Origin of the sequence: Pyramidobacter sp. YE332, from assembly GCF_033060595.1 — a bacterium.
In the GTDB taxonomy this organism is placed as follows: domain Bacteria; phylum Synergistota; class Synergistia; order Synergistales; family Dethiosulfovibrionaceae; genus Pyramidobacter.
In genome coordinates this window covers 2,645,492-2,660,811 of sequence record NZ_CP133038.1, presented here as the reverse complement: position 1 = coordinate 2,660,811, position 15,320 = coordinate 2,645,492, and the positions used below count along the sequence as shown (strand labels likewise).

The following is a 15,320-nucleotide window of genomic DNA, read 5'->3' as shown; positions in this document are numbered from 1 at the left end:
GTCGACCAAAAACAACACGTTCCCCCAACGCTGCCGATCGGCAGCATTGGGGGAACGTGTTGTTTTCACAAAGTATCTCGTCCTGATGGAGATAGTTCAAAACCAACGGCGCCCAGAGAACAAAAACGACCGCCTTGAGTACGCGGGAGAACCATCCCATTTTGGTGTACTTTTTCATCGTAAAGCCAGCGGCGCCGTAAGCACAAGCAGGAGCCGGAGCAGCCATAGGCATGGTCTTCGAAAAGCCGAAGCTTTCAGAGATTATTTTATCCTCCGGAAGCTTCGGCTTTTATTTCCTCTGCTATGGCTACTTGTCGTTGCGATACGCGTTCATCAGACAGCCGGCGAGGAGCATGTCCCGTTCGCCGCGCGTGACGCCGGGCAGCGACAGCGTCACGGGGAGGCGCGTTCCGCCGTCGAGCAGTTCGGCTTCGATCTCCGTGCCGTCGCCGCTCACGAACGCCTTCACGCCGGGGATGAAAAGCCAGGCGCCGGTTTTGAACTTGGCGCGGTCTGCGTCGCCGACGATCCACGGGGCCATGCCCCAGTTGACGAGGTTGCTGCGGTAGCGCTTGGTGGCGTACTCGCGGGCCACGTTGGCCTGGCCGCCCAGCATTTTCTGGCTGCTGGCGGCCTGCTCGCGCGCCGAGCCGTCGCCGGGTTTGACGGCGCAGACGAGGCTGCCGAGGCCGACGCGTTCGGCGGCGATCCCGGCGAGGTCGAGCAGTTTTTTCAGCTCCGCGGGCATCTCGCCGCCGTCTTTCACCGCCGCGGCGCGCGCTTCTTCGAGCGCTTTCGCCCTCTTGGCCGCGGGCACGTAATTTGGATCCTTGCGCTGCAGCGTGAACTCGGCCAGCTTGAGCGGGTTGCTGCGCAGCGACGAAGTTTCGCCGGAAGGGATCAGCTCGTCGGTGGTGGTGACGGGATCGTCGATCACCGAGGCGACCAGCAGCAGCTGGTTCTCCGGCAGCGGGGCGATCTCGGGCCACGGCTTGATGTTGGGGCCGTAGCGGAGCGCCGTCTCCGGCCGCGGCCTGCCGAAGCCGTTATAGACGCGTTTGGCGTAAATTTCGCCGTCGAAGACGTACGGCTCGTGTCCCGCGAGGCGGTCGGCGAACTCGAAAGCGCTGGTGAGCACGCCGCCGTTGGCCGCCGTGGCGGCGATGCTGCGCGCGTCCATGAGGGCCACGGCCGACCACTGGCCGGCGTTGGGCTTGGAACCTTCGCGATTGGGGAAGTTGCGCGTCGTGTGTCTGACGCTGAAGCCCTGGTTGCAGGGCGTTTCGCCGGCGCCGAAGCAGGGGCCGCAGAAGGCCGGATAGTTGACCGCTCCGGCGCTTAGTAGTTTCTGCATCCAGCCGCCGTTCATCAGCGCCTCGCCGACGGGCATGCTGGACGGATAGACGCTGAGGCCGAAGCTGCCGCAGCCGGTGCTGCCGCCGTCGAGGATCTGCGCCGCGGCGACGAGGTTTTCGAAGTTGCCGCCGGCGCAGCCGCAGATCACGCCCTGTTCGACGTGAAACGTTCCGCCGCGCAGCTTGCCGGTCAGGTCGATGTCCAGCTCGGGATTGTCCATCAGTTCGCGCGCGTCCCGTTCGGCCTGACGCAGAATGTCGCCGGCGTTGGCCTTGAAGTCGGCGATGGTGTAGGCGTTGCTGGGATGGAACGGCACGGCGATCATCGGCTCGACGGCGCTCAGGTCGACGACGAGCGCGCCGTCGTAACGGGCCGCCGCGTCGGGTTCGAGCGGGGCGTAGTCCTGAGGGCGGCCGTGGACGCGGAAGAATTCGGCGATCTTCTCGTCGGTGCGCCAGATCGAACTCCAGCAGGCCGTCTCCGTGGTCATCACGTCGACGCCGAGGCGGAACTCGGCGCTCAAGCTGGAGACGCCGGGGCCGACGAACTCCATCGCTTTGTTTTTCACGAATCCGTTTTTAAACACCGCGCCGCAAATCGCCAGCGCCACGTCGTGAGGCCCCACGCCGGGACGTGGCGCGCCGGTCAGATAGACGGCGATCACGCCCGGCCAGGCGAAGTCGTAGGTGCGGCCGAGAAGCTGCTTGACCATTTCCGGCCCGCCTTCGCCGACGGCCAGCGTCCCCAGCGCGCCGTAGCGGGTGTGGCTGTCGGTGCCGAGGATCATGCCGCCGCTTTTGGCCACGGCCTCGCGCATGTACTGGTGGATCACGGCCAGGTGACGGGGCACGAAAATGCCGCCGAACTTCCGCGCCGCCGTAAGGCCGAACATGTGATCGTCCTCGTTGATCGTGCCGCCCACGGCGCAGAGGCTGTTGTGGCAGTTGGTGAGCACGTAGGGCACGGGGAACTTCTCCAGCCCGCAGGCGACGGCCGTCTGCAGCGCCGCCACGTAGGTGATGTCGTGCGAAGTCAGCGCGTCGAACTTCAAATGCATCAGACCGTCGCCCCGAGCGGAATCGTGCGCGGCGACGATGCGGCGGGCCATCGTGCCCTCGCCGCTTCCGACGGGCAGCGCGCCTCCGTAGTGAATTCCTTTTTCCGCGAGCCGCGCGTTCAGTTCCCGCGCCTCGAGTTTTTCCGCCTCGGGCACCAGCGCCGTTCCCCCGAACAGCGTCACCGGCCTGTCGATCAAAGTAATCATGCAAGCACCCCGCTTTTACTGAAGGATAAAATATTCTATTTGCTACTATAACTGCATTCTTCCATAAAAACAAATTTCATCTTTTTATACTCTATCATGAGATTTCATCATGGCTAAAGACATCATCCGCAAGATATCTTTACGAAAATAATAATTTTCCTATATCACGTGAAAATAAATATTGCTTCAATTTTTATTGCAAGATTATCATCGTCAAGCAATTTTTTTTCCAAAGACATACGTTTTCCTTCCGCCAGATACTTCACAATCGCCCATAAATGTATCTTTTTTTTTACATTATGCGGCATTTGTAAAATGAATTTTTAAACTTTAGCGGATAACATGTTCATGCATAAAGTAATGGATCGGCCGATTTGACGTGCTGTTCGGGAATAAACGGGAGGTAGATAGAGCATATATAAATTTATAACGCAGCAAAAATTCTGCCATTATGCCACTATATCTAAAAACTTTACGTCCCTCTAAGGTGTCTTTTGTCTTATCTCAAGTTACGGGAGGAAAACATCATGAACCAGGGAAACGGTTCCAACAGGTGGGCAATATTGTTTTTCGGCATGATCTGCATGTTGATCATGGGAGTGTGCTACACATACAGCCTCTTTCAACCCTACATCATGCAGCACTTCAACGTGGATTCTCCCACGGCGAGTCTGCCATTTACCATCTTCATCGCCATTTTCTGTATCGGCAACTTTGTCGGCGGCCGCATGCAGCAGAAATACAGCATCAAGAGAACGCTGGTCGTCGGTTACGTTTTGATGGTCCTCGGCTGGCTCATCTCCGCTTATCTGCCCGCCGACATGTTCTCGGCTATGTACATAACCTTTGGAGGTCTCTTCGGTATCGGCGACGGGATCGTCTACAACGTCATTGTCTCACTGATGCCTAAATGGTTCGTTGACCGCAAGGGGCTTGCTTCCGGCCTGACCATGGCGATGCTCGGCATGTCCGCAACTGTCTTCAGCCCTTTCGTCAGCAGCTGGCTTAAGACCTACGGCTACACGACCGCTTTTCTTATCGTCGCCGCCATCTATGCCGGCGTCGGCGTGCTCGGAACCATCACAATGAAATTGCCGCCTGCGGGCTTCATGTCCGACTATGTGGGCACGGGGCCTGTGGTTACCTCCAAGAAACAGTATGAGGTCGGCGAAGTGCTTCGCCTCAAAGAATTCTGGATCATTATGGGGTTATATTTCTGCGCTGTCCCCGCCTATCTGCTGCTCAGCGCTATCTTTGTCAGCTACGGCGCCGACAGGGGGCTGACTCCTGCGCTTGCCACGCTTGGTGTCAGTGTTGCTTCCATGTGCCAAGTCGGGGGCCGCTTCCTTATCCCTACTATCAGCGACAAGATCGGACGCAAAGCTGCCTTTGCCCTCAGTTTTCTGATCACGGCCGGAGGCGTTGCTCTGCTCAGCGTGGCGACGGGAACTCTGTACGTGACCTGCTTCGGCCTTTTGAGTTTCTCCTTCGGCGGATGCCAGGCCTGCTTTGCGCCGATCGCCGCCGACCGTTTCGGCACCAAGAACGTCGGCACCATTTTGTCTCTGACGATGATCGGATTCGGCACCGGTTCCATCGCCAGCTCTATCGCCGCCAAGATGCTCGGCACCACTGCCGCTTTCACCTGTGCCGGTACCGTAGCTGTCATTGGTATCCTGCTGGTCCTCGCCCTTCCAAGTGCAAGAAAGGCCGAGGCCTAGTTCGTCGTTCGTTGGATTTTGGTGATTACAGCCTCCCTTCCTCCTCTTAAATGGAGGAAGAGGATTTCTGGAGAGGAAGTGCAAATTATGGGTAAGAGATTGCAGATCGACTATGTTCACGTCCGCGACGTACAGTTTGGTGAAAAAACTTCCCTTGTCAACGGTGTGCTGACCATTAACAAGGAAGAGGCAATGAAGATCGTCAGCAGCGATTTATTCGGTACGATCGATCTCAAGATTGCCAAGCCCGGCGAAAGTTGCCGAATCCTGAGTATTCACGATGTTATGCAGCCTCGCTGCAAGGCAGATCATCCCGAAGAGTCCTATCCTGGCATCTGGGGCAAACTGGCCCCCGCCGGCGAGGGACGCACGGTGGCGCTGAAAGGTGTTGTCATCTCCGACATCTACTATGCAAAGTGCAACATCAAGTATTACATGGACATGGGCGGAGAATGCGCTAAATACAGCAATTTCTCCCGTCACATCCATATCTGTATTGACGCCACTCCCGGCGAAGGGGTAGCCGACGTGACGTATGCCGAGGCTCTCAAGCACGCCTCGCTGTCGCTGAACGTTTATCTGGCCAAGCTGGCCATCGAACTCAAGCCCGACGAGACGGAGGTTTACGAGCGCAAGTCCGTGGATCCTTCAAAACATCTGCCTAAAGTCGCCTATCTCGTCACTCATATGGCGTCGCACGACACGTGGAATTTCCTGTACTACGGCCAGAGCGCGTTGAATTTCCTGCCCATGATCGTGCAGCCTACGGAGATTCTTGACGGCGCTATGATTTGGCGCTACTGGGAACCTAATTACTTCCTGCAGAATGAGGTTTACATCAAGGAACTGATGAAACGCCACGGCAAGGATCTGGAGTTCGTGGGCATCGTTTTTGCCAACAATGTCATGAAGATCGACGGCAAGGACACGATGGGCATGATCGCCGCCACTTTATGCAAGGATACGCTGGGAGCCGACTGCGTCATGTTGAACAAATCCGGGATGGGGCACTGCCAGCTCGACTCCGCTCTAGCGTTCAACTGGTGCCAGAAACTCGGCATGCCCGCCGCTTTGAACCTTTCCGCCGTTTCCAACGACCAGCCCGGCGACATGTTGGTCATCGCCGATCCCAATGTCGATGCCGTTATCAACAGCGGGCGCAACTGGGATCTGCACCATCCCAGAGTTGAGCGTCTGATCGGAGAACATTCCAACGTCCCGTGCCTGCTCGGCGTCGATCCTTGGGGACCCTTCATTCACACCACGAACTTCTGTTATCAGGGGATTTGGTCTCAGCTTGGCGACTGTTACGTGACTACCGATAGTGACATTATCCCCGCTGTTAAGGAGGTTTAATCATGACCAAGAAAGTAGTGCATTACATTAATCAGTTTTACGCCGGCATCGGCGGCGAAACGGAAGCCAGTATCGGATTGTCGGTCAAGGACGGTCCCGTCGGCCCGGGGCTCGCCCTCAAAGCCGCTTTGGGCGATGAGTATGAGATTGTCAAGACGATCATCTGCGGCGACAATACCATCGCTGAAAAGGCCGAAGTCATCCTGCCTCAGATTGTACAGGCCGTAAAAGATGCGGGTGCCGACCTCTTTGTCGCCGGCCCCGGATTCAACGCCGGACGTTACGGCCTGGGGTGCGGCAGCGCTACCGCAGCCGTCACGGAACAGCTTCGCATTCCCGCGGTAACGGCTCTCTACTCCGAGAACCCCGGTACGGATCTTTACAAGAATCGTTGTTACATTTTACAGACCAGCAATAACGCACATCAAATGGCAGAAGTCCTAAAACAGATCGCTGAATTCGCAAAGCGTCTTGTCTCCGGCGACGCGATCCGCGACGGCAAGGAAGAACACTACCACGGCAGCGGTCCCGCGGTTGTCATTGATTACTCTACTCCCGCGGCCGTCCGCGGCATCGACATGCTGTTGGCCAAAGTTGCCGGAAAACCTTACCATACCGAAGTTATTATGCCTAACCATGAACAGATCCCTGTCCCCACACTGAATAAGCCACTGTCCGAATGCCGTATTGCTGTGGTGACCGATGGCGGTCTGGTTCCCAAAGGCAATCCCGACGGTCAGGTCCCCACAAATTCCAAGGCGTTCAAGGAATATTCCGTGGCAGGAATGGACAGTCTCCAGGCCAAGGATTGGGAGGTCAGCCATCAGGGCTATAATAATGCCTTTGTTCTTGCTGACCCTAACCGCCTCGTTCCTATCGACGCCTTGCGTCGCTTAGCCAAGGCCGGGGTCATCGGTTCCGTTAACGACACGATCTTCTCCACCGCAGGCGTTATGACGCCCATGGAAAAATGCAAGTCGTTCGGCGAAGGCATCGCCGAGCTCTTGAAAAAAGAAGGCGTCGACGCGGTGATAGAGACAAGCACCTGAGGCACTTCAAGTCGTGGCGGGTCCATGATTACAAAAGAAATTCAGCGCGCGGGCATTCCCGTTGTCCAAGTTACCAATCTTACCAAGATTGCTGAAGGTATCGGCGCAAATAGAATCCTTCGCGGTAATAGCGTTCTCCACGTTTTTGGAGATCCCTCGCTGCCTTTGTCCAGTGAGCAGAACTTCCGCGAAGAGAAGGTAAAGCAGGCGCTTGACCTTCTTGAAAAGACTCCCGCGGAAGGCAAAACGGCCATCGTCGAAGAATAAAGGAACCAGAAGAAAAACAAAAAGAGCACGGACAGCCTTCTTTCGGCTGCCCGTGCGTTTCGCATGTTTATAAACATGACGCATTCTCAGGAGGAATTCCATGATTCAAATAAAGATGTTTACCGATATTATATGCGAGTGGTGTTATCTAGCTTGGAATATATTGGATACTCTTCATGACTCCTATGATTTTAAAGTTGATTGTCTCTGGTACGAGATTCACCCAGAGACCCCACCTTTGGGAATACCGATGAAGCAGCACAACATTCGCTACAAGCACTTTTTTAAGGTTCTCAATGAACTGGGCGCTCCTTACGGCCTTGAGCTCGCCTGCAAAGAGCACTTTGCCAATACACATCATGCGCTGCTGATGATGATCTATGCCCGCGAGGCAGGCAAGGGGGGCTCTTTCCTGCGGTCTGTGTGGGATGCATACATGAAACAAGGGCACGACATCAGCACGCCGGAGCAAGTGGCAGAACTGGCTCTGGGCGTGGGAATTCCTCCCGCCGGCATTCAGCAGGCCTTTTCTGACCCACATTATGCTGATGTGCTGGAACATAATTACCAGCTCAGCCTTGCCTATGACACAAAGAGCGTTCCCGCTTTCATCGTCAACGATGAATATCTCCTCACCGGTGTACAGTCCCGTGCTACATGGGCGCAGTTGTTTGATAAAATTCTCAGAGACAACAAAGAAATGAAATAACTTTAGAGCCATACATAATAGGAACATGATATTTAGTTCTCTATGGCTTCAACGTATTACCGCTGCATACATCTCCAGTTCCTTTCAATATAAAGGAGTCCCTCATGTCGAGAAATGAGATCACCAAGTCTGCCTTAGCAGCTTCCCTGCGAGAACTCATGAAAGAAAAGGAGTTCAGTCAAGTCACTATCAAGGATATCTCCGCTCGGTGCCAAGTCAGTCGGAACGCTTTTTATTACCATTTCCACGACAAATACGACTTAGTGAACTGGATCTTCTGTTCCGAAGCGCTGCCCCTCATTGACAGTTCGTCTTCCCTCGAAGGCAGCTGGGACGGCTTCATTGCTCTCTGCCATCATCTCTACAAAGATCGTAAATTCTATTCGGAAGTCTTCCACTATACAGGTCAGAACTCCCTGTTCGACGCCCTCGAGAATATCTATTTCGAACTGATGAAGACTTATATCTCCAGCACCAGCCGACAGACCGGCAACCATATCAATGAGGAACAGCTATCTATTGTAGCTCGTATGTATTCCCATGCCTTCGCTGGCACCATTGGAGACTGGATCAAAGGCGGCATGCGTGCCGAGGGGATTTCTCGCTTCGAAAAGTTAAACTCCATTAAGCCTAAACTTTCCATCATGCTTCTCGGTATGGCCGGAAGCCAGAGCTATGCCGCCATCCAGAACAGCCTGCAGGAACTCAATACGGCCCACGCCAGTTCCTTCTCTCAGCTGAAACAACTGCTTTTTGCCTTTTCCCCCGCTCTAGGGGAACATCAGACTCAGATCGTTGACGGTTCCCATTTTAAATGCATCAAACGTTGCCGTTCCCTCAACAGTAACTCATCCTGCGCAAAATGCAGCGCCAATCCTTCCTGCCAATCTGTTCCTGTCATTGATTACCACATTCCCGCAGCGCAGCGCGGCATCAACATGCTGCTGGCCAAATTTCGCGGCCGGAAATTCCGAAGCGAAGTCCCCATCGTTTGCCCGCAGTTCCAGCCCGCGCCTGTACTGAAGAAAAAGCTTAGCGATACCCGGATTGCTTTTGTCACCGATGGAGGACTCGTCCCTCGCGGCAATCCTGACAATCTTGTTCCTATCAATGCCGACCGTTTCTATGTCTACTCCTTCAAGGAAAAACGCAGTCTATTGCCCGAGGATTACGAGATCAGCCACCAGGGTTATGACAACCGATTTGTGCTTGAAGATCCTAACCGTCTTGTACCGTTAGACGCCGCTCGTATCCTTGAATTCGCCGGACAGATCCGAGAAGTTTCCGAGTCCTTCTATTCCACCACTGGCGTTATGGTCTCCGTAGAGCGAAGCAAACAACTGGGCTGTAAAATTGCCGCCGCTGTGGCCAAGAATGACGTTGATGGCATATTCCTTATTTCCACCTGTGGTACCAGTACTCGTTGCGGTGCCTACATTGCCTGCAGTATTGAGCAGTTAGGCATCCCTGTCGTACATGTTACCAACCTTATTCAGATATCCGAAGGAGTAGGATGCAGTCGTATCCTGCAAGGCAATAGTGTCAGCTGTCCTTTCGGCCGCCCTGACCTCTCTCCTAAACAGGAACGCATCTATCGTCTTTCTCTTTTCAAAAAAGGGTTGGAATTGATGAAAGCTGTGCCTGAAGACAATTCCTGTCTTGTCGCCTCATTGGCGTTGTAGAGATTCATCTGCGCTTCCTACTCACTATGCCGAGGCCGTCTCAACAGTCAATTGAGACGGCCTCGCTCCTTTCTCTACGCAGTTGAATGGTTTATTTCTTCGTTTTCTATGATAAAATCATATTGGTTAGTAAAAGTTCGTTTTATGAAGTTGCTCCTTCAACAGGGCAATTTCAAGAGAAAATCTTTTCGAAAGGACGAGATCTCATGAAAAAGTTTTTGGCCGCGCTGCTGTGCGTGACGGCGCTTTGCGTTCCCGCTCTGGCGGCGGACAAGGTGCGCGCCTACACGACGCTGGAAGAAGTTTTCGCGAAGGAGATTTTCGACGCCTTCGAGGCCGACACGGGCATCAAGGTGGAGTGGGTGCGTCTGGCCAGCGGCGAGGCCGTGGCCCGCATCGAGGCGGAGAAGGAGAACCCGCAGGCTTCCATCTGGGTGGGCGGCGTCGGCACGCTGCACATCAACGCCAAGAACAAGGGTCTGACGGCGCCGTACCGCTCGCGCGTGGCGGCCGAGAACGTGCCCGCGCGTTTCCGCGATCCCGACAACTGCTGGTCGGGGCTGTACCTCGGCTGCATCGCTTTCGCCACCAACAACGACCGCGCCAGGGCGCTGAACGTCGCCGCGCCCACGAAGTGGGCCGACCTGCTCAAGCCCGAGTACGCCGGGATGGTGCGCGTCGCCAATCCCGCCACCTCCGGCACAGGCTACAACGTGGTCACCAACGTGATCCGCATCAACGGCAACGACGAGGACAAGGGCTTCGAGTTCCTCAAGAAGATGAACGCCGCCATGGATCAGTACACCAAGTCCGGTTCCGCACCCGGCAAGTCCTGCGCGATCGGCGAGGTGCCCATCGCCATCGGCTATCTGCACGACCTGATCAAGCTGGTCGTCAACGGCGCGCCGATGACGCTGGCCGTGCCCGAAGAGGGCGCTGGCTACGAGACGGCCTCGATGTCGCTGCTCAAGAACGGGCCCGAACCGGTCGAGGCCAAGAAGCTCTACGACTGGGTGCTCAGCCCCAAGGGACAGAAGATCATCGGCGGCTGGTACGTGATCCCGCTCGGCGCGGACGCGGAGATCCCGGTGCTCGGCAAGAAAGTCTCCGAGCTGAAGTTCGTCGATCAGGACGACGTGTGGGACGCCGCCAACAAGGATCGCCTGCTGGCCCGCTGGAACGCCGAAGTTCCCGACGCGAAGTAATCGAATCCGAACCGCTGTGACGGGACAAGGCGAATCCTTTGTCCCGTCTTTCGTATCTCGGGTTCGTCGCGCGCTTTTATACAATAAGGAAGTGATCCCGTGACGTACAAGAAAAAGCTTCCGCCGCTTCTGGCCGCGCTGATCCTGTTCGGCGGCTGCGTCTGGTGGGTGTGGAGCAGCCTTTCCGGTTCGTTCGCCTCGCTGACGGCGTCTCAGCAGAAGAGCGCGATCCAGAGCGCTCTGGCCGGCGTGCCGGGAAAGCCGGGGGAGATCGCGCTCTGGCTCGCGCGTCTCAAGGAGCAGAAAAGCGGCTTCGACCTGCTCTACGTCCCGCTCGGCGCGGGCGAGGCGCAGAGCGGCAGCGCGGAACTGGCGGAATTTTACGGCGCGCGCAGGGAGTCGCCGCTTTTCCGGCGCGGTTTCGAGTCCGCCGAATACGAGGAGATCTTCGACGCCGGGCGCTTCGAGGTGGGCGGTTCGCCGCGGCAGCTGCTGTTCGCGCCCGTGTACGACGCCGAACGTTACGTTTCCGGCGTGGCGCTGTTCAGCTTCGACGTGGCCTCCGGCGCGAAATACCAGCATCTGCTGACGCTGTTCGCCGTCGGCGGCTTCTGCCTGTTCGCGGCGCTGCTGTGCATCGGCCGTCTCAGCCGCGATTCGTTCCTGAGCTTCTCCGTGCTGGGGCTGGTGCTGATCGCGCTGGTCTTTATCGTCTACCCGCTTTATGCGGCCGTGCGGCTGACGTTCATGCCCGACGGCCGGTTCGACCTGCGCGTGTGGCGGGGCGTCCTTTCCAGCAAAAGCTCGCTGGAGGCGCTGTTCGGATCGCTGAAGCTTGGCGTCTGCACGGCGACGCTGTCGACGCTGGTCGGCTTTCTCTTCGCCTTCGTGCTGACGCGCACGCACGTGAAGGGGCGCAGGTTCCTCGGCGCGATGGCGACGCTGCCGGTGATCTCGCCGCCGTTTTCGCTGACGCTGTCGATCATTTTGCTCTTCGGCAACAACGGCCTGATCTCCAAGGCGCTGGGCTGGACGAACGCGAGCATCTACGGCCTCGGCGGGCTGACGGTGGTGCAGACGATGGGCATGTTCCCGATCGCGTTTTTAACGCTGTCGGGGGTGCTCGAAGCGATCGACTCGACGCTGGAGGACGTGGCGCTCGACCTCAGCGCCACGCGCTGGACGACGTTCCGCACGGTGACGCTGCCGCTCTCGGCCCCGGGCATCCTCAGCGCCTGGCTGCTGGTGTTCACCAACTCGCTGGCCGACTTCGCCAATCCGATGATCCTCGCCGGCAGCCTCAAGGTGCTGTCGGTCGAAGCCTATCTCGAGGTGACGGGCATGAACCGCCTCGGCGAAGGCGCGGCGCTGTCGCTGCTGCTTCTGCTGCCGACGCTGACGGCTTTTCTCGCGCAGCGTTTCTGGGTGGCGCGCACGTCGTTCGTAACGGTGACGGGCAAGCCATCGGGCCGCCTGCGCGAGATCACGTCGCCGGGCTGCAAGCGCGCGCTCACGGCCGGCGTGTGGGCCATCTCGTTCTTCCTGATCGCCCTCTACGGCACGATCGTGGCCGGCTGCTTCGTCAAGAACTGGGGCATCGACTACACGTTCTCGCTCGACAACATCGCCGAGGCGCTGTCGCGCGCCAAGGACGCCTTCGCCGACACGATGACGCTGGCATCCTGCGCCACGCCGATCGCCGGTCTGCTGGCGATGCTGGCGGCGGTGATCCTCGTGCGGCGGAAGTTCCACGGCAAGCGCCTGCTCGAAGCGCTGCTGATGACTCCCTTCGCGCTGCCGGGGACTCTGATCGGCATCAGCTACATCCTCGCCTTCAACAAGCATCCGCTGCTGCTGGTCGGCACCGGGGCGATCATCGTCGTCAACTACGTGGTGCGCGAACTGCCCGTGGGCATCGAAGGCGGCGTGGCCTCGCTGCGCCAGATCGACCCGTCCATCGAGGAGGCCGCGCAGGATCTGGGCGCGAACAGCGCCGTGGTCTTCAAGACCGTCGTGCTGCCGCTGCTGCGTCCCGCCTTTTTGTCGAGTCTTTCCTACACGTTCGTGCGCGCAATGACCGCCGTCAGCGCCATCATCTTCCTGATCTCGGCCAGGTGGAACCACCTTACGGTGCTGATCCTGAACTTTTCCGAGAATCTGCGCTTCGGCTACGCCAGCGTGCTCTCCACGGTGCTGATCGTCATCGTGCTGGCGGCTTTCGGGCTGATGCGCGTGATCGTGCGCAAAAACGAAAACCTGGAAAAGAACCTGGTCTAGGTTCCTTTGAGCCGTAAACGGAGGATTTCCATGAGACGAAGCATCTCGGTGACTCTGGAAGGGGTCTCGAAAGTTTTTCACGACACGCAGACGGGGCGCGACGTCGCCGCCGTGGCCCCCTGCGATTTCACGATCGAACCGGGCGAACTGGTGACGCTGCTGGGTCCGTCGGGCTGCGGCAAGACCACCATGCTGCGCATGATCGGCGGTTTCGAGCTGCCCACGACGGGGCGCGTCCTTATCGGCGGCGGCGACGTCACGGCCCTGCCGCCCAACCAGCGCGACACGGCCATGGTGTTTCAGAGCTACGGCCTGTTCCCGCACATGAACGTGTTCGACAACGTGGCCTACGGCCTGCGGCTGCGCAAAGTCCCCGCCGCGGAGATCGCCTCGCGCGTCGGCGAGTATCTGAAGCTCGTCGGGCTGGAAGAGCTGGCGCTGCGCCCGCCGTCCCGCCTGTCCGGCGGCCAGCAGCAGCGCGTGGCGCTGGCCCGCTCGCTGATCGTCAATCCCGGCGTGCTGCTGCTCGACGAGCCGCTTTCCAACCTCGACGCGCTGCTGCGCGAACAGATGCGCGTCGAGATCCGCCGCATCCAGCGCGGCCTCGGCATCACCGCCGTCTACGTCACGCACGACCGCGTCGAGGCCATGAGCCTGTCCGACCGCATCATCGTCATGAGGAAGGGGCGGATCGCCCAGATCGGCACGCCATACGAGATCTACCTCGATCCCGTTTCGGCGTTCGTGGCCGAGTTCTGCGGCAAGGTCACGTTCTTCCGCGGCCGCGTGAACGCGATCGAAGCGGACGGCTGCGCCGTCGAAGTGTGCGGGCAGACGCGCCTGTTCCCGCGCTGGTCGAAAGAGCTGAAAGCCGGCGACGAATGTTCCGTGATGTGCCGCCCCGAGTCGATGGGCGTGGCCGAGCCGGGCGCGGGCTTTATCGACGCCGCGGTGAACACGAACGTGTACCTCGGCCACAGCATGGAGACGTACCTGAAGGACGACCGGGGCGCGGAAATCCTCGTGCAGATCGACGACCCGCACGCGCACAGGATCTACCGCGAAGGCGAGCGCTGCGCCGTGACCATCTCCGAAGAGGCGGCCAAAGTCCTGCCCGTGGAAGCGGAGCCGCGCTGAAAAAACGCCATTCCCCGCATCTGCCTTTTGAGACCGCGACCCAAACCCGATCCCGAGAGGGACCGCATGCAAATATTCCCTCTGCTTCGTTGTATTTGGCCTAATTATTCATCCCTAAACGATTTCGACATAAAGAGCGGCGGCGCTTCTGCATCGGACGAAGCGCCGCCGCTTTTCCGCCTCGAAGGCGCCGACGGCGGGATCGTTTTTCGATTTCCAAAAGAAATTCTTTTTTCCGTCAACTTTCCTTTGAAAAAAAACTCTCTGAATTGTACAATAGAGAAGCGGTTTGTTTCACCAACATCATATCCAAAGAACGGAGTGATCGTTTCATGAAGAAACTGTTTGCTGTTCTCGCTTTCGTCGCTGCGGTGGGCTGCGCCGGCGCGGCCGCGGCCGCCTATCCCGAAAAGCCGGTGCACGTGATCGTCCCCTCCGAGGCGGGCGGCGGCACCGACACGATGGCCCGCCTGCTGGCCAAGTTCGGCGAGAAGTATCTGGGCGCGCCGATGGTGATCGACAACCTGCCGGGCGCCGGCGGCCAGATCGGATTCCAGGCCATCGCCAACGCCAAGAAGGACGGCTACACGTTCGGCTGTCTCTACACGCCGCACCTGACGGCCCACGTCTCCGCCAAGCGCGCGCAGTACACGCTGGCAAGCTTCGACTACGTCGGCAATCTCGTCACCGATCCGGGCGCGATCGTCGTGCCCGGCAACAGCCCGATCATGGATCTGAAGGGGCTGGCCGAATACGTCAAGAACAACGAGAATTGCACGGCCTCCACGTCCGGCCCCGGCGGCGACGACGATTTCGCCCGCCTGGCCACGGAGGCCTCTCTCGACATCAAGCTGCGCCCCGTGCCCTCCAAGGGTTCGTCCGCGGCCAAGGCCAACGTCATGGGCGGACACGTCACGGTGGGTTTCATGAACGTCTCCCAGGTCGAGGCGCAGGTCCGCTCCGGCGAGATGCGCTGTCTGGCCGTGATGGCGGGCAAGCGCAGCGACATGATGCCCGACGTGCCCTGCACGGCCGAGCTCGGCTATCCGACGATGGTCTCCGACTCTTCGCGCGGCTTCGCCGCCCCCGCCGGCATGGATGCCGAGGCGCTCGCCAAGATCCGCGAGATGTTCACCAAGACGATCGCCGATCCCGAGTTCCAGGAAGCCGCCAAGGGCGTGCTGCTGATCAACGAGATGAACGGCGACGAGTACAAGGCGTATCTCGAAGCGCTGCAGGCGGCGACCGACAAGGCCTACGAAGTCGCGCCCTGGTAAATTTTCGCCGCAGACATCCG

The 15,320-nt window shown here is 58.3% G+C and carries 11 protein-coding genes; 9 read left to right on the top strand and 2 right to left on the bottom strand.

Annotated features, from left to right (window positions below):
• Positions 1-307: 307 nt before the first annotated feature.
• Positions 308-2,620 (bottom strand): hydratase, encoded by a 2,313-nt coding sequence (locus RAH42_RS12470; protein WP_317539631.1) that lies wholly within the window; start codon positions 2,618-2,620, stop codon positions 308-310.
• Between the two features lie 527 nt (positions 2,621-3,147).
• On the opposite strand from RAH42_RS12470, the gene RAH42_RS12465 reads away from it, so the two are divergent.
• The 3 genes from RAH42_RS12465 (at position 3,148) to RAH42_RS12455 (ending at position 6,746) form a co-directional block, all read left to right on the top strand.
• Entirely contained in the window at positions 3,148-4,341 is a 1,194-nt protein-coding gene (locus RAH42_RS12465) for an OFA family MFS transporter (protein ID WP_317539630.1), read from the top strand.
• An 87-nt stretch (positions 4,342-4,428) separates the two neighbouring features.
• Positions 4,429-5,697 carry a glycine/sarcosine/betaine reductase component B subunit gene (locus tag RAH42_RS12460; RefSeq protein ID WP_317539629.1) on the top strand — a complete coding sequence of 423 codons (1,269 nt, stop codon included), beginning with the start codon at positions 4,429-4,431 and terminating at the stop codon, positions 5,695-5,697.
• A gap of 2 nt (positions 5,698-5,699) precedes the next feature.
• Positions 5,700-6,746: a glycine/betaine/sarcosine/D-proline family reductase selenoprotein B gene (locus RAH42_RS12455; protein WP_317539628.1), complete on the top strand. Its 1,047-nt coding sequence runs from the start codon at positions 5,700-5,702 to the stop codon at positions 6,744-6,746.
• Positions 6,747-6,752: 6 nt separating this feature from the next.
• Here RAH42_RS12455 and RAH42_RS12450 read toward each other — a convergent pair whose 3' ends face one another.
• Entirely contained in the window at positions 6,753-7,115 is a 363-nt protein-coding gene (locus RAH42_RS12450; RefSeq protein WP_317539627.1) for a hypothetical protein, read from the bottom strand.
• Here RAH42_RS12450 and RAH42_RS12445 point away from each other — a divergent pair.
• From RAH42_RS12445 to RAH42_RS12420, 6 genes are all read left to right on the top strand, one after another.
• Entirely contained in the window at positions 7,114-7,722 is a 609-nt protein-coding gene (locus tag RAH42_RS12445) for a DsbA family protein (protein ID WP_317539626.1), read from the top strand. The two genes, RAH42_RS12450 and RAH42_RS12445, sit on opposite strands and share 2 nt — an antisense overlap.
• A 104-nt stretch (positions 7,723-7,826) precedes the next feature.
• Positions 7,827-9,404, top strand: coding sequence for a glycine/betaine/sarcosine/D-proline family reductase selenoprotein B (locus RAH42_RS12440; RefSeq protein WP_317539625.1), 1,578 nt, complete (start codon positions 7,827-7,829; stop codon positions 9,402-9,404).
• Positions 9,405-9,610: 206 nt separating this feature from the next.
• Positions 9,611-10,609, top strand: coding sequence for an ABC transporter substrate-binding protein (locus tag RAH42_RS12435; RefSeq protein ID WP_317539624.1), 999 nt, complete (start codon positions 9,611-9,613; stop codon positions 10,607-10,609).
• Positions 10,610-10,708: 99 nt separating this feature from the next.
• The gene (locus RAH42_RS12430) at positions 10,709-12,886 is read left to right on the top strand and encodes an iron ABC transporter permease (protein WP_317539623.1); all 2,178 of its coding nucleotides are present in this window, start codon (positions 10,709-10,711) and stop codon (positions 12,884-12,886) included.
• Between the two features lie 30 nt (positions 12,887-12,916).
• Positions 12,917-14,023 (top strand): ABC transporter ATP-binding protein, encoded by a 1,107-nt coding sequence (locus tag RAH42_RS12425; RefSeq protein ID WP_317539622.1) that lies wholly within the window; start codon positions 12,917-12,919, stop codon positions 14,021-14,023.
• 332 nt (positions 14,024-14,355) lie between these two features.
• Entirely contained in the window at positions 14,356-15,300 is a 945-nt protein-coding gene (locus RAH42_RS12420; RefSeq protein WP_317539621.1) for a tripartite tricarboxylate transporter substrate binding protein, read from the top strand.
• The last annotated feature ends 20 nt before the right edge of the window (positions 15,301-15,320 follow it).

Coding starts and splice junctions, on each gene's coding strand:
- RAH42_RS12470 (WP_317539631.1), bottom strand. CDS start 2,620: ATGATTACTTTGATCGACAGGCCGGTGACGCTGTTCGGGGGAACGGCG.
- RAH42_RS12465 (WP_317539630.1), top strand. CDS start 3,148: ATGAACCAGGGAAACGGTTCCAACAGGTGGGCAATATTGTTTTTCGGC.
- RAH42_RS12460 (WP_317539629.1), top strand. CDS start 4,429: ATGGGTAAGAGATTGCAGATCGACTATGTTCACGTCCGCGACGTACAG.
- RAH42_RS12455 (WP_317539628.1), top strand. CDS start 5,700: ATGACCAAGAAAGTAGTGCATTACATTAATCAGTTTTACGCCGGCATC.
- RAH42_RS12445 (WP_317539626.1), top strand. CDS start 7,114: ATGATTCAAATAAAGATGTTTACCGATATTATATGCGAGTGGTGTTAT.
- RAH42_RS12450 (WP_317539627.1), bottom strand. CDS start 7,115: ATGGAATTCCTCCTGAGAATGCGTCATGTTTATAAACATGCGAAACGC.
- RAH42_RS12440 (WP_317539625.1), top strand. CDS start 7,827: ATGTCGAGAAATGAGATCACCAAGTCTGCCTTAGCAGCTTCCCTGCGA.
- RAH42_RS12435 (WP_317539624.1), top strand. CDS start 9,611: ATGAAAAAGTTTTTGGCCGCGCTGCTGTGCGTGACGGCGCTTTGCGTT.
- RAH42_RS12425 (WP_317539622.1), top strand. CDS start 12,917: ATGAGACGAAGCATCTCGGTGACTCTGGAAGGGGTCTCGAAAGTTTTT.
- RAH42_RS12420 (WP_317539621.1), top strand. CDS start 14,356: ATGAAGAAACTGTTTGCTGTTCTCGCTTTCGTCGCTGCGGTGGGCTGC.